Below are 19,733 nucleotides of genomic sequence, written 5' to 3'. Positions count from 1 at the left end.
GAGCGCCAGCGAGTCGAAACCAAGTCCGCGGCAACGCTCAGCTGCTCAGAGCTGGATCCCGCGGGTCAATGCCCCATCGGCGACCAGGTTGGTCCCCGAGATCCGGCTCGCCGCCCGGCTGGCCAGGAACACCACCGGAGCCGCGATCTCCTCCGGCGTACCCATCCGCCCGCTCGGATTGAGCTCCAGCGCGGAGCGATAGAGATCCGGGTCCTGGTCCTCGATGCCGGACCACACCCCGTCGGGGAAATAGGTGTTGCCCGGTGAGACGGCGTTCGCGCGGATTCCCTTCTCGGCAAGGGAGAACGCGAGCCCGTGCAGATAGCCGATGAGCGCGGTCTTGGCTGTGCCGTAGGGGCCGGAGGCGAAATCGGACTCTCGACCCGAGACGCTGGAGACCCCGACGATCGACGGATTGTCACTGCGCTCGAGGTGCGGCATGGCCGCCCTGACCAGGCGTACCGTGTGCATCACATCCACCCGCCAACTGGCCTCCCAGTTCTCCTCGGTGTCCGGGATGGCCAACGCGCTGACATTGGCCACCACACAATCGATCCCGCCGAACTGCTCGGCCGAGTCATCGACCCAGGCAGTGAGTGCCGCGGCGTCGCCGACATCGACCCCGCTGCCGCGGACCCGCTCGCCGGCACCCAACTCACCGGCGACCCGGGCGGCGACCTCGGCGTCGCGGGAGCAGAAGGCGACCTTGGCACCCTCCGCCAGAAAGCCGGCGACGATCGCGCGGCCGATACCGCGGGAGCCACCGGTGACCAGCACATTGGCACCGTCGAGTCCGAGTTCCATGCATTCCTCCTTGAATGTGTGCTGCTGCAGGGATTTCAGGCGCCCGCGAGCCCGCGGGCGAGGTCACGGAGATGGTCGTGGATGCCGTCGAAGGGCTTGCTCGCGCGCGGCAGATGGTCCTTGGCCACCTTGACCGCCACGCTGTAGTTGGCGTCCACGACGTTGGCGATCGGCACGTCGGCGATCTGGGTGATCAGCTGATAGGTGTCGAGGGCGTCCATTCCGGTCAGCTTCCCCACCCAACCGATCAGGTCGGCATTGGCGATCCGCCAGGAGTCTTCCAGCGGCCGGCTGGAGCCGATCGTCATGATCGCGTCGTCGTGCTCGATCCGCGGCCAGCCCGGGGCGTGGCCCTTGATCAGCTCGACGATCAGGGTGGAGGTCATCGCCCCCTCGACCGCGGTGCCGCAGGCCTCCGCCTCACCCTGGCGATAGTGCCCGTCACCGATCGAGAACAGCGCGCCCTCGACGTTCACTCCGAGATAGACCGTCGACCCGGCCCGCATCTCCGGGGTGTCCATGTTGCCGCCGAAGCGGTCCGGCACCAAGGATGTGCGCACCTCACCGGCGGCCGGCGCGACACCGACGGTGCCGAGCATCGGATTGGTCGGCAGCTCCACGGTGTGGTCGCTGTTGCGGGCCTGGAAGACGACGGTGCCGCGCTCCCGCTCGAGGTGATAGATCCAGGTGGTGTCCGGCAGCGGCGGCTGCAGGGTGACGGTGCGGTCGGTGCTGGTCATCCCGCCGAAGAACGGCATCACCGCCGAGGCACCCCAGTCCCGGGCCGGTTGCAGGTCGACCAGATGCAGGACCAGCGTGTCCCCCGGCTCGGCGCCCTCGACGTGGAAGGGACCGGTCTGGGGATTCACGAACCGCAGGTCGACCTTCTCGGCCGATACGTCGTCGGTGGAGGTGAGTGCGCCGCCGAACGCGTCGTCGGACCACAGCCGCAGCGCCGTACCCGGCTTGATCCGCCGGATCGGAGCCACACCGCCGAAGGTGTAGGCGTACTCATTGCGGTCGGGGGTGAACTCGATCAGTTCCATGGGCCGACGTTACCCGCGGTACGCCGCAGGCATTCGAGATGGGTGCCTCAACCCCGGAACTCAGCCGACGTGGAACTCGTGCGCCAGATCGCGAACGGTTGGATCGTCACTCTCCGAGGCGGCTGTGTAGGCGAGCCGCGCTTCCTCCTCGAACAGTAAAGCCAGCAGGAGGATCTTTGCCGGTGTGTCTCGCTCATACAGCCAGTTGTCCCGCGATGCCAGCGTCGGGAAGATCGGAGCGAGTTCTCGGGCGCCGTTCACCAAGTACGCCTTTCGCGCGTCCTTGGGCAGCGCGAGAGACGCCGCGATCAGTCCGTCGAGCTGCGCATTGGCCCTCGCGTGCTCCGACGCGCCACTCCGCTCGCCAAGCTCCGAGGGTAGGGGCGGAGGTGGCGGCGGGGCCTGACCGGCCCCATAGGGTGAGGGCTCCATCATGGGCGGAGCGGTCCGTTCCGGGCGCAGCTGACCGGGTGTCGCCGGTGGCACCGCCGCGGGTGCCCCGAACGCCGATCCTGCATTCGCCGGTGGCGGACTCGGCGGTCCACCGGTTGCGGGTGCGGAGTATCGCTGTTCCTGATGGACATCCGCTCCGCGCGGCCGGTGGACGAGTTCGACCAGATGCTGTGGGGGTTTCCGGCCCTGCCGCATGTCCAGGGCGATCCGCGCCCTGGCGGCGGCGACCAACTCTGCCTCGGTCAAAGCCATCATGGCCTCCTACTGAACTTCCGGGGGCAGGGCGGCCCGAATCGTCTCGAGCATCGGATCATCTTTGGAGACCCACTCCGAACCGGCCAGCGTCGCGATCGCGAGGTAACCGAGTTCGCGTTGTCGAGGATCGTCGGAACGCGTCTGACTGAGGGCCCATTGGGCCCGCTGCCACCACCAGTCGTTGCGCTGATCCTCCCGATCCTGCTTGTCCACCGATTCCCGGTGTCGACGATCCTTCTTCGTTGCGAACCAGGCAATCGCGGCGGCGATCACCGCTGCGACACCGCCCACCGCTGGTGACTTGATCAGGTCAGCCAGGTAGGGAACCAGCCAGTCGTTCATGATCTTCGGCTCTCGGGTGCGAATCGCTGGGGGCCTGCGGGGCGATCCGGGTGCACCAAGCACTCCGGGCTCGTCATGGCCAACACGGGCTGGGCGCTGGCGATCGCGTACGTCTTGTCACCATACTGCGATGGGCACACGGTGCCCAGATCGGCGTATGCTGGAGCGATTTTGCCCGGCAACGCGAGGAGCCCCGTGACCGACACCAGCACCCGATCAGCGACCCGCCCCAGCCGGTACGCCGCCAAGGCGCTGATGGCGTCTTCGGTGGGGTACGCGATGGACGGCTTCGATCTGTTGATCCTGAGCTTCTCGCTCGCCGCGATCGCCGCGACCTTCGGGTTGAACACCGGCCAGTCCGGGATGCTCGCCACCGTCACCCTGATCGGTGCGGTGCTGGGCGGGTTCATCGGCGGGATCGCCTCGGACCGGATCGGCCGGGTCAAGGTGCTGACCATCTCGATCCTGGTGTTCGCGATCTTCACCGCGGCCACCGGACTGGCACCGAACCACGGTCTGCTGGTGCTCTTCCGCTTCCTCTCCGGTATCGGTCTGGGGGCCGAATACGGGGTCGGCATGACGCTGGCCACCGAGGCCTGGCCCGCCAAATGGCGGGCCCGGGCGGCGTCCTTCGTCGCCGTCGGCTGGCAGGTCGGCGTACTGCTCGCCGCCGCCGTCTCCGCCTGGGCACTGAGCAATCCGGCGATCGGCTGGCGCGGGCTCTTCCTGATCGGCGCGATCCCAGCGGTGCTTGCCTTCTTCACCCGCCGGCACGTCGACGAACCGGAGATGTACACCCAGATGAAGCGCAGCAGCAACCCGCTGCGCGAACTGTTCAACTCACCCGAACGCACCAGATACTCGATCGCCATCGTGGTGCTCACCTCGGTGCAGAACTTCGGCTACTACGGCCTGATGGTCTGGCTGCCGAGCTTCCTGTCCAAACAGCACGGTTTCTCGGTCACCAAGTCGGCGCTGTGGACCGCGGTCACCGTGATCGGGATGATCATCGGCATCCTGGTCTTCGGCTTCCTCGCCGACCGAGTGGGACGACGCCCGATGTTCATCATCTATCAGCTCGGCGCGGCGATCACCGTGGTCGCCTACTCCCAACTGTCCTCCCCGATGGCGCTGCTGATCGGCGGTGCGATCATGGGCGCCTTCGTCAACGGGATGATGGGCGGTTATGGCGCGCTGACCGCCGAGCTCTTCCCCACCCACGCCCGCGGCACCGCGCAGAACGTGCTGTTCAACGTCGGTCGCGGTGTCGGCGGGTTCGCACCCTGGCTGATCGGCCTGGTCGCCGGCGCCTGGTCCTTCGGTTTCGCGATCGGCCTGCTGGCGCTGATCTACGTCCTCGACCTGATCGTCACGATCTTCCTGGTCCCGGAACGCCGCGGCGCCTCCTTGGACGGGGTCGGTGAGGGCTCGGTACCGATCTGAGGCTGCTCATCTCGATGCTCCCATGTCGATCCCCCTGGAGGGTGACTGCTTCGAGTTCGTGACGCTGCGCGGGGTGTACGGCTGGTGATCGAGCAGGCGAGAGCGTGCGTCCGCGGGGTGTTCTCGTGACCGACGGTGGTCCCGTGGGCTGCGCCTGGGGTGCGGGGTCAGTCCTTGCTGTGCCGGGCGTTCCGCGACCAGACGAAGCAGTAGACGCCGAAGGCCACGAAACCCAGCCCCATGAACAGCAGCAGGAACATCCCGAAGGGCTGTTCACCGAGCTTCTTCAGCGCACCGTCGACGCCGGCGGCCTGCTGCGGGTCGAAGGTGAACGCGGCCCAACCGAACAGCACCCCCACCAGGGCCATCGACAGACCCTTGATGCACCAGCCGATGCTGCCCAGCCGCGTCGCCCACTGCGGTACCGAACCGTCGAGATCCTCCTTGACGAACTTGCGGCGGACACCTTTGACGATCTGGGAGACGCCGACCCCGATCACCACCGCGCCCAGCAGCCCGACCAGCAGCTGACCACCGGGGGCGGCCATCAGGGTGCCGGTCGCGCTTTTCGCACCAGCATTGGAATCCTGCGACTGACCGCCGAGCGCCAACCGGAGTGCGGTGACACCCAGACCGGCGTACACCAGCGCACGCGCGCCCGAACCGAGCTTCTTGATGACGCGCTGTTTGGTGTCCAGCCAGCCGTAACCGACGATCGCCTCGATCAGCTGCCAGACCACCAGCGCGAACAGCCCGACGCCGACGATGATCATCAGCACATTGCCGAACGGCTTGGATACCAGCTGCGACAGCGCACCCTTGGTGGAGGTGTCCCCGCCACCGCTGCCCAGTGCGACCTGCGCGCAGATCCAGCCCATCACGATGTGGATGAATCCGTAACAGATCAGACCAACGGTCACCAGCAGCTGATAGCCGCGATTCTCCTGCACCGCGGCCCCTGCGCGATGCATGTGTTCCTGCGCTGACTGTCCCATGGCACCTCCCGTGGGAGCATCCTGCCACGGAAGTCGACTCAGCGAGAGCCGAAACGGCCCCGCCCGGCATCGACCGCGGCGAGGATCAACCCGATGATCATCAGCACCCCGCCGATCGGGGTGATCGCACCCAGCCATCGCACCCCGCTCAGCGCCAGCACGTAGAGCGATCCACCGAAGACCACCGCCCCGGCGAGCAGCAGCATCGGGGCTCGTCGCTGCCCGATCGCACCCAGCGCGAGCATCGCCAGGGCGGCGTACATCTGGTAGCGCACCCCGGTCTCGAAGACCGCCAACAGGTCCGGTGCGAGGCGGTCGGACAACCCGTGCGCACCGAAGGCACCCAGACCGACACCGATCGCCGCCAGGATCGCACCGGCTCGTACCGCGGCGACGGCAGGACCTCGATCATGGCCACTGCCCTGACGAGTGGGGGCATCGCTGGTCTGGGACATGATGGCAGCCTAGTTGTCATCCGCGGCGACCCACGACTGTCAACGGGGCGTCGTTTGTCACAATGGACCGACCCCCACGAGAGGCGACCATGGCAGCTCCCGAGATCGAGTTCCTCAAGGGCGTGTCGAAGCTGCACGCCTTCTATGCCGAGAATGTCCGCATGCTCGCCGAGGCCTACGGCCTGCCGCCGGAGACCGCGGCCCGGGTGCTGGACAACTTCGGCTATCACAATGTCGCGCGCGAGATGTTGCGTCCGCCCCAGGGCGATGCGCCCGAGGACGAGAACCTCAACCGCAAGAACTGAGGATCGCTAGCCTGTGGCGCGTGACTGAGCCCGCGATCGCCGTCCTGATCTCCCCCACCGGCACCGATCCCGACCTCGAAGCGGTACGCCGCAGCGCGGCGGAGCTGGGCGGTCGGGTTGCCGAGGTGAGCGATCTCGGCGCTCTCCCCGCCATCGAGGGGGCGCGAGCGATCGGCCTGCACCAGGTGGAGGTCGCCGGGGCGGACTGGCGCGAACTCGGCAGGAGGCTCCGTCGGTTGGCCGAGCCGGCCGGTCGGCGGGTCGTCGTCCGTCCCGCCGACCTGAGCGTCGACGCGCCGCTGCTGGTGGTGATGGATGTCGACTCCACCCTGATCACCGCCGAGGTGATCGAGTTGCTCGCCGCCCACGTCGGCCGCGAGGCCGAGGTCGCGGCGGTCACCGAACGGGCGATGCGCGGCGAGCTCGACTTCGCCCAGAGCCTGCACCAGCGGGTCGCGGTGCTCGAAGGGCTGCCGACCTCGGTGTTCGCCGAGGTGCGCACCGCGGTCCGCCCCACCCCCGGCGTACCGGAGCTGATCCGCACCCTGACCGCCGCCGAATGCCCGGTCGGGGTGGTCTCCGGCGGCTTCGCCGAGATCGTCGAACCGCTGGCCGCCGACCTCGGCATCACCTACACCCACGCGAATCGGCTCGAGGTCGCCGACGGCCGGCTGACCGGCCGAGTGGCCGGGGCGGTGGTCGACCGGGCGGAGAAGGCACGCCGGCTGCGGGCGTACGCCGAGACCGCCGGGATCCCGCTGGAGCGGACGGTCGCCGTCGGTGACGGCGCCAACGATCTGGACATGCTGGCGCTCGCCCGGCTGGGCGTCGCGTTCAACGCAAAGCCCGCGGTCCGGGCGGCCGCCGATGCGAGCCTGACCGAACGGTTGGATGTGCTGGCGCCGATCCTCGGCCTGCCGCTCTGACCGCTGCGGCGTACCGCTCAGAGCCGGTCGCCGACCTGGTTGCCGTGCGCCTTGGCGTACGCCTCCACCTTGTCGAGATGGTGGTAGGCCTCGATGTAGCGGATCGTGCCCGAGGTGGAGCGCATCACCACCGAGTGGGTACGGGCGCCGCGGTCGGAGTGCCGGACGCCGTTGACCAGATCACCCTCGGTGATCCCGGTGGCGACGAAGAGCGTGTTGTCGCTGGAGACCAGGTCGTTGGTGTCCAGCACCTTGTCGACGTCGAGGCCGGCGTCGATGGTGCGCTGGCGTTCCTCGTCGCTGGTCGGCTGCAACCGGGCCAGGATCCGCCCGCCCATCGCCTTCATCGCGCAGGCGCTGACCACACCCTCCGGCGAGCCACCGATACCGGCCATGATGTCGACGTCCTGCAGCTCGTCGGAGGCGGCCGCCACCGAGGCCGCGACATCGCCATCGGTGAACATCAGGGTCCGGGCGCCGGCGGCGTGGATGTCGGCGACCAGTTGCTCGTGCCGCGGCCGGTTCAACACCGCGACCACGGTGTCCCCCACCGACTTGCCCTTGGCCCGGGCGACCTTGGCGATGTTGTCCGCGATCGGCGCATCCAGATCGATCTGGTCGGCGGCCTCGGGGCCGACGACCAGTTTGTCCATGTAGAAACACATCGTCGGGTTGTACATGCTGCCGGCGTCGGCGGCGGCCAGCACCGCGATCGAGTTCCGCATGCCCCAGGCCAGCAACCGGGTGCCGTCGACCGGGTCGACCGCGATGTCCACCGCCGGGCCCTCACCGGTACCGACCTTCTCCCCGTTGGCGAGCATCGGCGCCTCGTCCTTCTCGCCTTCGCCGATGACGATGGTGCCGGACATCCGGACCGCGTTGAGCACCGCCCGCATCGCGTCGACGGCCGCCTGATCGCCGGACTCCTTCTGCCCGCGACCGGCCCAGGGGGCGGCGGCCAGGGCCGCGGCTTCGGTGGCGCGCATCAGATCGAGGCCGAGGTTGTGGTTGGGCAACAAGTAGGTCATCTCGTCCGACATGACGCCACCCTATCGATCAAACCAGGTACGGCAGTGCCGCGGCCACCAGCGCTGCCACCGGGAAGCTGAGCACGGTGGTCACGGTCACGGTGTCGGCGACCGTGCGGACATCGCCCTTGTATTCCAGTGCGAGCAGGAAGGCGTTCACCGCGGTGGGCATCGCACCGGACAGCACCAGGGCCTGCAGCGGTACGCCGGACATCCCGAACAGGAGTCCGACGCCCAGCGAGATCACCGGCATCACCAGGACCCGCACGACCGATCCGACGACGACCGCGCGGGTCAGGCGGACCCGTTTGCTGGCGCCGAGCTGGATGCCGAGGGCGAGCAGCACCATCGGCAGGGTCGCGGTGGCGAGCATCTCCACCCCGCGCATCACACCGGTCGGGAACTGGAGGCCGAGCAGGCGCATCCCCAGCCCGACGACGACGGCCCAGATCACCGGCAGCTTGAGCAGGCCGAGCATTGCCGACCGGGCCCCGCCGGCGGAGCCGAACAGCAGCGGCCCGACGATGAAACCGAGGATCATCGACACCAGGAACAGCAGCACGCTCTGGTCGAAACCTGCTTGGCCCAGGGCGAACAGCGCGATCGGCAGGCCCATGTTCCCGGAGTTGGAGATGGCCACGCTGACGATCACCGCGCGTCGGGTGGCGGGCGGGACCCGGCCGATCAGGACCGCGGCGAGCAGTGCGCCGACGACGGCGGCGACCAGATAGGCGAGCATCAGGCGTACGCCGACCGCACCGGAGACCTCGGTGGTGAGCAGCGAGTCCAGCACCATCGCCGGTACCAGGCCATGCAGGCTGATCTTGCTGATCGTGCCGGCATCCAGCTCGAAGAAGCGACCGAGCGCGAACCCCGCACCGGCCACCACCAGCACCGGGACGATCACATTGGCCAGGGCCAGCAGGATGCCCATCCGGCCTCAGAAATGCATGATCAGGCCAGCGGCCCAGGTCGCGATCGCGGCCGCCGCGCACCCGAACTCGACCAGCAACCCGGCGCCGGTCGCCTTGATCGCCTGCCAGGACGCCCCCCAGGCGGTCCGCGCACTCTTCAACCGGGCGTACTCGCTGGCGAACAGACCCGCCACGAAGCCGATCAGCAACCCGACAACCGGGATCACGAACATGCCGATGATCCCGCAGATCAGCCCGATCACGATCGAGCGGTTGGGGATCTTCTCCCGGCGCAGCACCCGGCCGGTGATGAAGTAGGTGGCCAGCATCCCGGCCACGCAGAAGGCGGTGCCGATCCCGAACACGGTCCAACCGACCTGCCCGCCGATGACGATCGCCCAGACCAGCAGACCGGCGATCACCGTGATGCTGCCGGGCAGCACGGGCACGATGATGCCGATGATGCCTATCAGGCAAAGGATTCCGGTCACGATCGAAGCAATGACGTCGGGACTCACGGACGCACCTCCTGCACGGGCCGGGATCGGGGCTCTCGGGCGATCCTAGTGGGGTTCGGCGTGACCCGGTCGCACTGCTGGCACGATGGGACCGTGGCTGACAGGAATGACGCGAGCAGTGGTGCGGGTGAGGTGGTGGCCGTCTTCGGCGGCCGCAGCGAGATCGGTCTGGCGATCGCCGAGCGGCTCTCCCCCGGCCGCACCGTGGTGCTGCTGGCCCGCCCCGGGGATCTGAGCGGGGCTCGGGACCGATGTCTGGCGGCCGGGGCGGTGCGGGTCGAGACCGTCGAGTTCGACGCCGACGACACCGCCGGTCACCAGCAACTGATCGATGAGGTCGAGGCACTGGCTGGCCCGATCGACATCGCGGTGCTGGCCTTCGGCGTACTCGGTGACCAGGAACAGGCCGAACGCGACAACAATGCGGCGGTGGCGATCCTGCACACCGACTTCGTCGCCCAGGCCTCCCTGCTGACGGTGCTCGCCGAACGGATGCGGCCGCGGCGCCGGGGCACGATGGTGGCGTTCTCCTCGGTGGCCGGGGTGCGGGTGCGCCGGGCGAACTATGTCTACGGTTCGGCCAAGGCCGGGCTGGACGGTTTCGCCTCCGGGTTGGCGGACGCGCTGCACGGCAGTGGCGTACGCCTGATCATCGCCCGGCCCGGTTTCGTGATCGGGCGGATGACCACCGGGATGGACCCGGCACCGTTCTCCTCCACCCCGGCCCAGGTCGCCGACGCGGTGGTGCGCTCGATCGACAGCGGCCGCGAGGTCGAGCTGTGGATCCCCTGGCAGCTGCGGGCGATGTTCTCGGTGGCACCGTTCGTGCCGAGGCGGGTCTGGCGGCGGATGCCGCGCTGAGTTCAGACCCGGTTCGTGCGCCGCCCCACCCGCTCGAACTCGAGCCGCAGCTCGGCGAGCCGCTCCCGGTAGCGGCGGACGTTGTCCAGCTTGATCTCCTCGTAGCCGCGGACCACATCGGGCAGCTCGGCGATCTGGACCGCGAGGTCGAGGTTCTCGGTGGTCAGCTGATCGATCAACGCGTCGATGACCTGCTCGTACTCGGTGATCAGCTCGCGCTCCACCCGACGGACCTCACCGATGCCGAAGACGTCCAGCTTCGTGCCCCGCAGCCGCTTCATCGATCGCAGCGCCTTCAACGCCGGCGCGAACTTCGGGCCGAGGGTGATCTTGCCGTCCATGCCGAGCGCCCGCAGCATCGGCGGGTGCAGTTTCCAGCTGGCCTGCGCCCCGGGGCCGAAGGTGCGCTCCAGGTCGGCATCGAGTTCGGGGAGCAGCGCGAGCCGGGCCACCTCGTACTCGTCCTTGTAGGCCATCAGCTTGTAGAGGTGCCGGGCGACGGCTTCGGTGAACGCCGTGGATCCGTTGCCCAGTTCGGATTCCGCGGCTCGGGCACGGGCGACCCGGTCGGCGAAGCGGCCGGCGTACGCCTGGTCGGCGTAGGCGGTCAGCTCATCGACCCGCAGGGCGATCGTCTCGTCGAGGGTCCGCGGGCCGGTGCGGCGTTCGGCGGCGTGCAGGGCGGGCGCCTGCGGTTCGGCGACGGCCTGGCGGCCACGGCGGAACGCCTGCAGGTTGGCCTCGACCGCGACCCCGTTGAGGCGGATCGCCTCCTCGATCGCCTCCGCCGGCAGCGGGATCGCGCCCTGCTGGTAGGCGGCGCCGAGCATCAGCACGTTGGCGTACTGATCGTTGCCGAACAACCGGGTGGACAGGTCCCGGGCGTCGAGTTGCACCGCGTGCTCGGCACGGGTGGCGTCGACGACCGGGGCGAGCACCGCCTCGGCGCTCGGGTTGTCGGCCGCGACATCGGAAACCATCTGTCCGGTGGGAATCCGCGAGGTGTTCAGCACCGCGATGGTGCGCTCGGTGTCGGTGACGGTGAGGTTCCGCGGATCGGCGGAGACCAGATGGTCACAACCCAGGTAGAGGTCACACTCCCCCTGGCCGATCTTGCTGCTGGTCGGCGTACCGCGGCGGGCGAAGCGGACATCGGATACCACCGCACCGCCCTTCTGGGCGAGCCCCGTCTGATCGAGCGAGCGCACCTGCCAGCCGGCGATCAGGCCCGCGTTGGCGAGCAGCTGGGAGACGGTGACGATGCCGGTACCGCCGATGCCCATCAGCCGGACGGCGAACTCGTCGGCACCCACCAGCGGCTGCGGATCGGTGAAGGCATCGGCGTCCAGCGGGCCGGAGGAACTGCTGCCCTGCGGCTTGCTGCCGTCCGGCACGGTGACGGTCATGAAAGCCGGGCAATCCCCGTCCAGACAGGAAAGATCGAGGTTGCAGGAGGACTGGTGGATGCGGGTCTTGCGCCCGAACTCGGTGTCCACCGGGTGCACCGAGAGACAGTTGGACTTCACCCCGCAGTCGCCGCAGCCCTCGCAGATCCGCTCGTTGATGAAGACCCGGGTGTTGCTGCTGGGGATGGTGCCGCGCTTGCGGCCGCGGCGCTTCTCGGTGGCGCACTGCTGGTCGTGCACCAGCACGGTCACCCCGGGGGTGTCGGCGAGCACCCGCTGGGCCTCGTCGAGCCGGCTGCGGTCCCAGACCGGCACGTCGGCGGGCAGCCGGATATCGCGGTAGCGGGAACGGTCCTCGGTGGTGACGATGATCTTCGCGACACCCTCGGCGCGCAGCACGTCGACGATCTGGGGTACGCCCATCCCGCCGACGGCGCGCTGGCCGCCGGTCATGGCGACCGCGGAGTTGTAGAGCAGCTTGTAGGTGATGTTGGCACCGGAGGCGACCGCCCCGCGGATGGCCAGCGAACCGGAGTGGTCGAAGGTGCCGTCGCCGAGGTTCTGCACATAGTGGTCGCGGTCGGTGAACGGCGCCATGCCGACCCACTGCAGCCCCTCACCGCCCATCTGCGCCAGCCCGGTCACCTCGCCGACCTGACGCGGATCCATCATCAGCACCAGTGCATGGCAGCCGATGCCGGCACCGGTGAGGCTGCCCTCGATCGGCCGGGTGGAGCTGTTGTGCGGGCAACCCGAACAGAAGTAGGGCGCGCGCTGCACCAGCGGCAGGTCGATCCGGGTGCTGGTGGTGCGGACCGCACCGGGGCTGGTCGCCGGGGTCGACTCCACCGCGGCGGCCCGCGCCGCGGCGCTGACCTCGGCGGGGTCGGGCTGTTCAGCAAGGGCACCGGTGTCGGTGAGCCGGCGACGCAGCGGGGCGAGGATGGCGTCGGAGTCGAGTTCGCCCCAGGCCTGCACGAGCTGCCTGCCGGCCGGGTCCTGCTTGCCGGTCACCCGCGGGCGCACCGCTGTGGCGTACAGGATGTCCTTGATGGCAGCCTCCAGGAAGGACCGCTTCTCCTCCACCACCAGGATCTCGTCCAGGCCGTCGGCGAACTCGCCGATCACCGATTCCTCGACCGGGAACACCATGCCCATCCGCAGCAGCCGGATCGGGGTCTCGGTGAGGTCGTCGGCGTCGATGCCGAGGCGGCGGAGTGCTTCGGTGAGTTCGAGGAAGGTACGCCCGGAGGCAACGATGCCGATCCGGTCACCGGGGGCGGCGCCGATGATCCGGTTCAACCCGTTGAGACGGGCATATTCCTTTGCCAGCCTGGTTTTCCGGCCGTACTGCTCCTGTTCCAGCGGGGTGAGATGGGGCTGCAGCAGGCGGGACGTGGGCTGGTGGGTACGCCCGCCCTGCGGTTCGATCGGCGCGGGCCGGTCCCGGTCCAGGTCGACCGGGGAGGAACCGTCGGCGACGGCGGTGGCGATCTTGACCCCGGTCCACAGTCCGGTGATCCGGGAGAGTTCGATGGCGTGCAGGCCGAGGTCGATGACGTCCTGGGAGTCGGCGGGGTCGAGGAAGGGGATGTTGAAGTCCGCCATCGCGAACTCCGAGGAGCACGGCAGGGTCGAGGATTTGGCGGCCGGGTCATCACCGACGAACAGCACCGCGCCGCCGTAGCGGTGGGCGCCCATCAGCGCGCCGTGCCGGATGGCGTCGGCGGCCCGGTCCAGGCCGGGGGCCTTGCCGTACCAGAGCCCGACCACTCCGTCGTGTTTCGCACCCTCGAAGTTGTTGACCAGCTGGCTGCCCTGCAGCGCGGTCGCCGCGGACTCCTCGTTGAGCGCCGGCTGGACGACGATCTGATTGGGGTCGAGGAGCTTCTTGTTGCGCAGCAGTTCGAGGTCGTAACCGGCCAGTGGCGAGCCCTCGTAACCGGTGATCAGGGTGGCGACATCCAGGCCGGCCGCCAGATCGCGGCGATGCTGCTCGATGGGCAGCCTGGTCAGGGCGTGGATGCCGGTCAGCTGCACCCGTCCACTCGTCGCCTCGTAACGATCCTCCAGGCGGGGACGCTGCGGGGTCTGAGTCATCGGGTGCTCCTCCTTGAGTGGCCAACGGTTCGCCGACGAGCATAACTCCTGACCACTGGAAGCGGTACTCAGGTACCTCGCCTAGTACCGCTACCAGGTTGGTTGAGCGAGCGCAGCGAGTCGAAGCCACCACGCTCATCGAGTAGCGCGGCATGTGGAGCGAAGGGGAGCAATGCCGCGCGTGTCGAGATGAGCCCCTGCGCTAGGACATGCAGTAGTCCGGTTCTTGACGATTGCAAACCCAGTCCCACTGGGTTTGATCATGGATCTTCAGCACTACTGCATGTCCCAGCGCACCGCCGTGCGTCAGTCGCGGACGCGCACCGAGACGAGTTCCCCGACAGGCAACTCGGTCGTCGGGCCCGTGCGCTGGAACGGCAGCGTGCCGGTCTGCCCGAGCGCGGACCATGTGACCTGCCAGTGCGTGGTGGCGCTGATCTGGTAGCTGCCGGGCTTGGACGGCTTCTGGTAGACGTGGTCGCAGCTCGGCGATCGGGCACCTGGTTGGACGGCGTTGTTGTAGGGGGTGGTCCGCCCGCAGAACTTGGTCGTGCCGTCGCCGAGGCGGAACTCTGTGGTTGTCCGGCGGGCCGTGAGGGTCATCGTCAGCCCCTGCTCGGTGACCGTGGTCGTGTACGAGTCGGGTCCGGTGGTCCACAGCCAGACCGGGTAGCCGACGACCATCATCTGCCACTCGTTCCTGGTGTGGTCGGGACCGGTGTACGCCGTGGGCGCCGGAATCTCCAGCCGGGCCAGCACCTGCTGCGCGACCACACGCGGATCCGGGGGCGGTGGCGGCCCCGCTACCGGTACGGGCGCCGGCGCCGGTCCCCCACAATCGACCGGCGGCCCACCGATCAACCCACCGCAGCTCTCCACCGGTGGTATCCCAGCAGCCACCCGCGCCTGATCCCGCGGGCTCAACGGCCGATCGATGACGGGATTGCCATTGGACGGCTGGCCGTTCTTCCTTCCGATGCCGGGAGCAGGTCCGCCTATGACCTTTTTGACCAGTTCGGACAGACCTACGATGCCGCTTTGATCAGTCTGAATGTTCGTATTTCCTCGACCGAGATTCATCGAACTGCATCGCGGGTCGGTGGTGGGGCACGGCGGTGGAGGGGGGCCGGCGTGCGTCTGCGATACTTGGGTTGCGCCGATCAACACGATCGCGAGGACGGCTGCGATCAGAAGTCGCATGAGTCAACTACTTCGCTGACAATGTCGACGACCTTGACGCGAGAGTCAATAACCCGGCCGTACACGTATCCCACTGTTCGAGTGCCCTTCTCCGTGACACCGCCCTCTGTCCACGTGGTTTTGGTTCGGTCTTCGCAGATACGAAGGGTGAGCTGGGGGTCATAGTCCAGACTCACCAAACCAGGAGTCGCTTTGACTCGGGTCGTACCGCGCCCCTCTACCGTGTAACCACGCTTCTTTTGGTCCTGAAGGCCGGTTCGGTACTTCACCAAGAAGCGTTCCGCAGCCACCCCCTTGATCACATCGCTCACGTCATCCGCGCCACCGGCAACAGCCATTCGTTCCATTTCATCGAAGGCCGTCCGATATGCCTTCTCCGCCTGTGCGGACAGCTCCTCCTGACTGGGCGTCGGTGAGGCACTCGGCGTGGGCGGGTCCGGTGCGACGCTGGTGACCGGCGGCGGCACACTCGTACCGGTCGGTGGACGGTCCGGCGTACAGGCCGCAGCCAGTGGCAACAACACCAGCGCAGCGAGCGCCGTGCGCGTGGAACGAGCAATCACAAGAGCCCCCCGAGGGTGTGGGTCGAATCACATCCTGCCAAGGTCCGTCACCCCGCGGTACCCCCTTATCCACAGGGTCGCCCCGCGCGATCCATCTGCTTCCGACCCACAAACCAGATCAGAACGCGATGAATCACCACCCAGACCCCGTGCCACACTGACGCCGTGGACCTGCTCAAGCATCTCCGCTATTTCGTGGCGGTGGCCCGGACCGAGCACATCGGCCGGGCCGCCGAGGAACTCGACCTGGCGCAGCCGGCGCTGAGCCAGCGGGTCAAGGCCCTGGAAGCCCATCTCGGCGTACCGCTGGTCGAGAAGGCCGGCCGGGGCATCCGGCTCACCGACGCCGGGCACCGGGTCGCCGAGCGCGCCGCGGCCGTCGTCGATTCCGCCGACGGTCTGGCCAACGGGTTGGTCGATGTCGACGCCGATGCGATCCCGGTCGGCGTACCGGCCACCCTCACCCCGGCCCGCTTGCACGCCATGGCGACCGCGCTCGACCAGGCGCTGACGCCGCGAAACTGTGTCCTGCAACCGATTCCGGCAGCCGAACGGGGCGCCGCCCTGCGTGCCGGCCGGATCGCGGCCGCCCTGTTGCCCACCCCCGCGGCCGGTGATCTGAGCCTGCCGCTCGGCATCGCTCTGCCACCGCGGCATCCGCTGGCCGGGATGCCGGCGTTGCATCCCAGCGACCTGAGCGAACACCGGTTGCTGATCCTGGACGAGGATGCCGGGCTCCGGGAGGTGCTCACTGCCGAACTGGACCGGCACGGTTACGACCCCGGTGGCTGTGTCTGGGACACCCCACCGACCGCCGCGCTGGCCCGCGCGCTCGCCGGTGAACCCTGCCTCACCGATCCCCGGCACGCCCTGGACGGCGGCCTGCACTGGATCCCGCTGGTCGGCCTCGACCTGCGGCGTCGGCTCAACCTGGTCTGGCGTGCCGGTACCGGGCCCGGTGAACCGAGCCGTGCCGTCGCGGCGCTGGCGGCCACCCTGGAGGGCGATGTGGCACCACGCAGCACACCCCGGCCCAGCCAACCGGCCGCCACCGTCGCCCAGATCCGCGATGTCTGGCGGGCGGTGGGCGTCGTCGGTGGGCTGCACGCTCGCGATCTGCGCAGCGGTGCGATGCTGGCGGTCGACGCCGACGATGCCTGGCCGATGGCCTCGGTGGCGAAGGTACCGCTCGGGATCGCCCTGCACCGGGCCGCCGACGCCGGCCTGCTCGGCCTGGACCAGGCGCTGACCCTGCGACCCGACGGCCGGACCAGCGGCACCACCGGCATCTCGGCGATGGCCGATCCGGTCCGCCTGTCGCTGCGCGACGCCCTCTACCTCGCGCTGACGATCAGCGACAACGCCGCGGCGGACGCGATCTGGGACACCCTCGGTGCCGACCGCGTGCAGCACCTGCTGCGCCAGGTGCTGCCGCCCGATCAGGTACGCCTGGGCGAGGCGACCAGGGACCTCTACGACCGGCTCACCTTCGGCGGGTCGTTGGACGGCCCGTACGCCTGTCGCGCGACTGCCGCCGGCGCCACCCGGATGCTGGAGCTGATCTGGTCCGACCAGGCCGCCTCGCCCGCTGCCTGCGCCGCCATCCGCGATCTGATGCGGCGCCAGGTGTGGGCGCATCGGCTGGCCAGCGGCTTCCCGGCGGCCGACCTGGAGGTGGCGGGCAAGACCGGTACCGCCGGTGATCACCGGCACGAGATCGGCGTGGTCTCCTATCCCGACGGTCGCCGCTTTGCCGTCGCGGTGTTCACCCGGTTGCAGCAGGAGACACCGCACCACCGGTGGGACTGGGCGATCGGTGAGACCGCCCGATTGGCTGTGAATGCCTTGCGCCGCAGAGATTCCGACGACTGATCGCATTCGTCGATCGATCGTATTCGGCACTGCATGGCGCGGATCACATTCCTGGTTTGGATTTCCATCCGCCGACTACGCTCGCCGCATGCGTGCGCTGATGTTCACCAATCGGATGCTGGCCTTCGTCATGGTGAGTGTGTTCGCAGGGTTGCTGGTGGCAGGCCTGGTGGTCCCGTTCGCCGGAATGGCAGGCGCGGCGAGCAGGGCGGCCGCGACCGGCATGAACACCCTGCCGGCCGAGTTGGAGACGCCACCGCAACCGCAGCAGTCGAAGGTCCTGATGGCCAACGGCGAGGTGTTGGCCACCTTCTGGGAAGAGAACCGGATCTACAAACCTCTCTCCGAGATCAGCCCGCTGATGCAGCAGGCGCAGATCGCGATCGAGGACAACCGGTTCTATGAACACGGCGCCATGGACCTCCGCGGCACGCTGCGCGCGCTGGTGACCAACACCTCCTCCGACAACACCCAGGGTGGTTCCACCCTCACCCAGCAGTATGTGAAGCAGGTCCAGATCGGGATCGCGAAGCAGGCCGGTGACGAGGCCGGGATCGCGGCTGCCCAGGCACCGACGGTGTCCCGCAAGATCCAGGAACTTCGCTATGCGGTCGCGCTGGAGAAGCGGCTCACCAAGGATCAGATCCTGGAGCGCTATCTGAACATCGCCTACTACGGCGACGGTGCCTATGGCGTCGAATCGGCTGCCCGGCACTACTTCAACACCACCGCGAAGGATCTCACCCTCGACCAGGCGGCGATGCTGGCCGGGCTGGTGCAGAACCCGGCCGCGACCGACCCGGTGAACAACCCGACCATCGCGACCGAGCGCCGCAACGTGGTGCTGAACCGGATGGCGGAGCTGAACATCGTCACCCAGGCCGACGCCGATGAGGCCAAGAAGGTCCAGTTCGACCCGTCGAAGGTGCAGAACTATCCCAACGGGTGTGTCGGGACCCGCTATCCGTTCCTGTGTGACTATGTGAAGCGTTCGCTGGAGAAGATGCCGGCGCTGGGCAACACCCCCTCCGAACGTCTGGACACCCTGAACCGTGGCGGGTTGACGATCCAGACCGAGATCGATCCCACGACCCAGGATGCCGCCGAGAAGGCGATCTCGGACAACATCGACCCGCGCGATCCGGTCATCTCGACCATGAGCATGATCCAGCCCGGAACCGGGCTGATCCTGGCGATGGCCCAGTCCCGACTGGTGATGGGCAGTGACGCGGCGGCCGGTGAGACCTACTACAACTATGCCGTCGGCGGCCCGAACAGCGACGACCCCATGGGCGGTGCCGAGGGGTACCAGGCCGGATCCACCTTCAAGGTGTTCGCCGCGGCAGCCGCACTCCAACAGGGGCGGGGCTTCGGGACCACGTACAACGCGCCGAACACGATGGACTTCGGTGGCCAGACTTTCTCAAGCTGTGAAGGGGATTTCCGACTTCCCGGTGACTGGCGGGTGAGCAACTCCACCAGCCGGAACGGCACCATGAACCTGGTCGAGGCGACCTCCTGGTCGGTGAACACCTACTACGTCCAGCTGATCCGCGATGTCGGTGGCTGTGCGGCGACGACGATGGCCCGCGACACCGGGATCGAACTCGGCTCCTCGGGTGATGTGGTCGAGCAGTTCGCCGACAAGCCCTCGTTCGTGCTGGGTTCGGCCGAGGTGACACCGCTGTCGGTGGCCGAGGCGTACGCCACCTTCGCCGCGCGCGGCAAGCACTGCGAACCGATCATCATGAAGTCGATCACCGACAAGAACGGCAAGGACATCCCCGTGCCCAGCGCCAACTGCAAGCAGGTGATGGAACCGCAGGTGGCTGATGCGATGAACGCGCTGCTCGGCGAGGTGATGAACGGAACCGGCAGCCCGGCACGGATTCCGGGTGGTTACCCGCAGGCCGGCAAGACCGGCACCACCGACGACAACCAGGCCGTCTGGTTCGCCGGTTACACCCCCGAGGTCGCTGGGGCCGCGATGATCGCCATCGACAAGACCAACTCCTACTGGGAATCCAGCCGGTACAGCCGCAGCACCCCCTCGCTGAAGGGGATCCGCCTGCCGGCCTCGGGGTTCTGGATGGAGGGTTCCGGCGGCGGTGACGTCGGCCGGAACGTGTACGCCCCAGCGATGCGCGCCTACCTGCGCGGCGAACCGGCGACCCGGTTCGCCACCCCACCGGCCGACCTCACCCGTGGCGGTAGCGGCGGCAATCAGCGACAGGGTGGCTGACCGAC

The 19,733-nt window shown here is 68.4% G+C and carries 18 protein-coding genes; 6 read left to right on the top strand and 12 right to left on the bottom strand.

What is annotated here, in order from left to right; translation table 11 throughout:
• Positions 1-45 precede the first annotated feature (45 nt).
• From C8D81_RS03880 to C8D81_RS03865, 4 genes are all read right to left on the bottom strand, one after another.
• The gene (locus C8D81_RS03880; RefSeq protein ID WP_094425203.1) at positions 46-804 is read right to left on the bottom strand and encodes an SDR family NAD(P)-dependent oxidoreductase; all 759 of its coding nucleotides are present in this window, start codon (positions 802-804) and stop codon (positions 46-48) included.
• Between the two features lie 35 nt (positions 805-839).
• On the bottom strand, positions 840-1,850 hold the full coding sequence (locus C8D81_RS03875; protein WP_133625580.1) for an acetamidase/formamidase family protein: 1,011 nt from the start codon (positions 1,848-1,850) through the stop codon (positions 840-842).
• A gap of 60 nt (positions 1,851-1,910) precedes the next feature.
• Complete coding sequence (locus tag C8D81_RS20810; protein WP_166646662.1) at positions 1,911-2,111, bottom strand: hypothetical protein; 201 nt, start codon at positions 2,109-2,111, stop codon at positions 1,911-1,913.
• Positions 2,112-2,564: 453 nt separating this feature from the next.
• Positions 2,565-2,900, bottom strand: a complete 336-nt coding sequence (locus C8D81_RS03865) for a hypothetical protein (RefSeq protein ID WP_133625578.1) — start codon at positions 2,898-2,900, stop codon at positions 2,565-2,567.
• A gap of 195 nt (positions 2,901-3,095) precedes the next feature.
• Between C8D81_RS03865 and C8D81_RS03860 the strand changes: the two genes are divergently transcribed.
• Positions 3,096-4,343 (top strand): MFS transporter, encoded by a 1,248-nt coding sequence (locus tag C8D81_RS03860; RefSeq protein WP_208109093.1) that lies wholly within the window; start codon positions 3,096-3,098, stop codon positions 4,341-4,343.
• Positions 4,344-4,510: 167 nt separating this feature from the next.
• Here C8D81_RS03860 and C8D81_RS03855 read toward each other — a convergent pair whose 3' ends face one another.
• Together C8D81_RS03855 and C8D81_RS03850 are read right to left on the bottom strand one after the other, a co-directional pair.
• Positions 4,511-5,314 (bottom strand): DUF1206 domain-containing protein, encoded by an 804-nt coding sequence (locus C8D81_RS03855; RefSeq protein WP_166646661.1) that lies wholly within the window; start codon positions 5,312-5,314, stop codon positions 4,511-4,513.
• 62 nt (positions 5,315-5,376) lie between these two features.
• Positions 5,377-5,793: a DUF423 domain-containing protein gene (locus tag C8D81_RS03850; protein ID WP_094429583.1), complete on the bottom strand. Its 417-nt coding sequence runs from the start codon at positions 5,791-5,793 to the stop codon at positions 5,377-5,379.
• A gap of 89 nt (positions 5,794-5,882) precedes the next feature.
• On the opposite strand from C8D81_RS03850, the gene C8D81_RS03845 reads away from it, so the two are divergent.
• Both C8D81_RS03845 and serB read left to right on the top strand, forming a co-directional pair.
• The gene (locus tag C8D81_RS03845; protein ID WP_094358797.1) at positions 5,883-6,098 is read left to right on the top strand and encodes a hypothetical protein; all 216 of its coding nucleotides are present in this window, start codon (positions 5,883-5,885) and stop codon (positions 6,096-6,098) included.
• Between the two features lie 20 nt (positions 6,099-6,118).
• Complete coding sequence (gene serB, locus C8D81_RS03840) at positions 6,119-7,024, top strand: phosphoserine phosphatase SerB (protein WP_229237911.1); 906 nt, start codon at positions 6,119-6,121, stop codon at positions 7,022-7,024.
• Positions 7,025-7,041: 17 nt separating this feature from the next.
• On the opposite strand, the gene glpX is transcribed toward serB, so the two are convergent.
• Genes glpX through C8D81_RS03825 form a run of 3 tightly spaced genes read right to left on the bottom strand, consistent with a single transcriptional unit; the run spans position 7,042 to position 9,484 of the window.
• Positions 7,042-8,064 carry a class II fructose-bisphosphatase gene (gene glpX, locus C8D81_RS03835; RefSeq protein WP_094401368.1) on the bottom strand — a complete coding sequence of 341 codons (1,023 nt, stop codon included), beginning with the start codon at positions 8,062-8,064 and terminating at the stop codon, positions 7,042-7,044.
• 16 nt (positions 8,065-8,080) lie between these two features.
• Positions 8,081-8,986: an AEC family transporter gene (locus C8D81_RS03830; RefSeq protein WP_208109092.1), complete on the bottom strand. Its 906-nt coding sequence runs from the start codon at positions 8,984-8,986 to the stop codon at positions 8,081-8,083.
• A 6-nt stretch (positions 8,987-8,992) separates the two neighbouring features.
• Positions 8,993-9,484, bottom strand: a complete 492-nt coding sequence (locus C8D81_RS03825; RefSeq protein WP_094358419.1) for a DUF456 domain-containing protein — start codon at positions 9,482-9,484, stop codon at positions 8,993-8,995.
• Between the two features lie 93 nt (positions 9,485-9,577).
• On the opposite strand from C8D81_RS03825, the gene C8D81_RS03820 reads away from it, so the two are divergent.
• The gene (locus C8D81_RS03820) at positions 9,578-10,345 is read left to right on the top strand and encodes an SDR family NAD(P)-dependent oxidoreductase (RefSeq protein ID WP_208109091.1); all 768 of its coding nucleotides are present in this window, start codon (positions 9,578-9,580) and stop codon (positions 10,343-10,345) included.
• A 2-nt stretch (positions 10,346-10,347) separates the two neighbouring features.
• Here C8D81_RS03820 and C8D81_RS03815 read toward each other — a convergent pair whose 3' ends face one another.
• The 3 genes from C8D81_RS03815 to C8D81_RS03805 all read right to left on the bottom strand — a co-directional run bounded on the left by C8D81_RS03815 (position 10,348) and on the right by C8D81_RS03805 (position 15,575).
• The gene (locus C8D81_RS03815) at positions 10,348-13,851 is read right to left on the bottom strand and encodes an indolepyruvate ferredoxin oxidoreductase family protein (protein ID WP_133625575.1); all 3,504 of its coding nucleotides are present in this window, start codon (positions 13,849-13,851) and stop codon (positions 10,348-10,350) included.
• Between the two features lie 306 nt (positions 13,852-14,157).
• The gene (locus tag C8D81_RS03810; protein WP_094358415.1) at positions 14,158-14,625 is read right to left on the bottom strand and encodes a hypothetical protein; all 468 of its coding nucleotides are present in this window, start codon (positions 14,623-14,625) and stop codon (positions 14,158-14,160) included.
• 413 nt (positions 14,626-15,038) lie between these two features.
• Positions 15,039-15,575, bottom strand: a complete 537-nt coding sequence (locus tag C8D81_RS03805; protein WP_133625574.1) for a hypothetical protein — start codon at positions 15,573-15,575, stop codon at positions 15,039-15,041.
• A 204-nt stretch (positions 15,576-15,779) separates the two neighbouring features.
• Between C8D81_RS03805 and C8D81_RS03800 the strand changes: the two genes are divergently transcribed.
• A complete protein-coding gene (locus C8D81_RS03800; protein ID WP_133625573.1) occupies positions 15,780-17,486 on the top strand; it encodes a serine hydrolase in 1,707 nt (568 codons plus the stop codon).
• 88 nt (positions 17,487-17,574) lie between these two features.
• Complete coding sequence (locus C8D81_RS03795; RefSeq protein WP_166646660.1) at positions 17,575-19,728, top strand: transglycosylase domain-containing protein; 2,154 nt, start codon at positions 17,575-17,577, stop codon at positions 19,726-19,728.
• The last annotated feature ends 5 nt before the right edge of the window (positions 19,729-19,733 follow it).

The organism is Enemella evansiae (assembly GCF_004362375.1).
GTDB classification, from domain to species: Bacteria; Actinomycetota; Actinomycetes; order Propionibacteriales; family Propionibacteriaceae; genus Enemella; species Enemella evansiae.
The sequence above is the reverse complement of the archived record's forward strand: the minus strand, read 5'-3'. Positions and strand labels throughout refer to the sequence as shown.

Excerpts from the sequence above, each read along its gene's own strand:
- glpX (WP_094401368.1), bottom strand. The coding sequence starts at position 8,064 with ATGTCGGACGAGATGACCTACTTGTTGCCCAACCACAACCTCGGCCTC.
- C8D81_RS03865 (WP_133625578.1), bottom strand. The coding sequence starts at position 2,900 with ATGAACGACTGGCTGGTTCCCTACCTGGCTGACCTGATCAAGTCACCA.
- C8D81_RS03850 (WP_094429583.1), bottom strand. The coding sequence starts at position 5,793 with ATGTCCCAGACCAGCGATGCCCCCACTCGTCAGGGCAGTGGCCATGAT.
- C8D81_RS03845 (WP_094358797.1), top strand. The coding sequence starts at position 5,883 with ATGGCAGCTCCCGAGATCGAGTTCCTCAAGGGCGTGTCGAAGCTGCAC.
- C8D81_RS03875 (WP_133625580.1), bottom strand. The coding sequence starts at position 1,850 with ATGGAACTGATCGAGTTCACCCCCGACCGCAATGAGTACGCCTACACC.
- C8D81_RS03795 (WP_166646660.1), top strand. The coding sequence starts at position 17,575 with ATGCGTGCGCTGATGTTCACCAATCGGATGCTGGCCTTCGTCATGGTG.
- C8D81_RS03855 (WP_166646661.1), bottom strand. The coding sequence starts at position 5,314 with ATGCATCGCGCAGGGGCCGCGGTGCAGGAGAATCGCGGCTATCAGCTG.
- C8D81_RS03815 (WP_133625575.1), bottom strand. The coding sequence starts at position 13,851 with ATGACTCAGACCCCGCAGCGTCCCCGCCTGGAGGATCGTTACGAGGCG.
- C8D81_RS03880 (WP_094425203.1), bottom strand. The coding sequence starts at position 804 with ATGGAACTCGGACTCGACGGTGCCAATGTGCTGGTCACCGGTGGCTCC.
- C8D81_RS03830 (WP_208109092.1), bottom strand. The coding sequence starts at position 8,986 with ATGGGCATCCTGCTGGCCCTGGCCAATGTGATCGTCCCGGTGCTGGTG.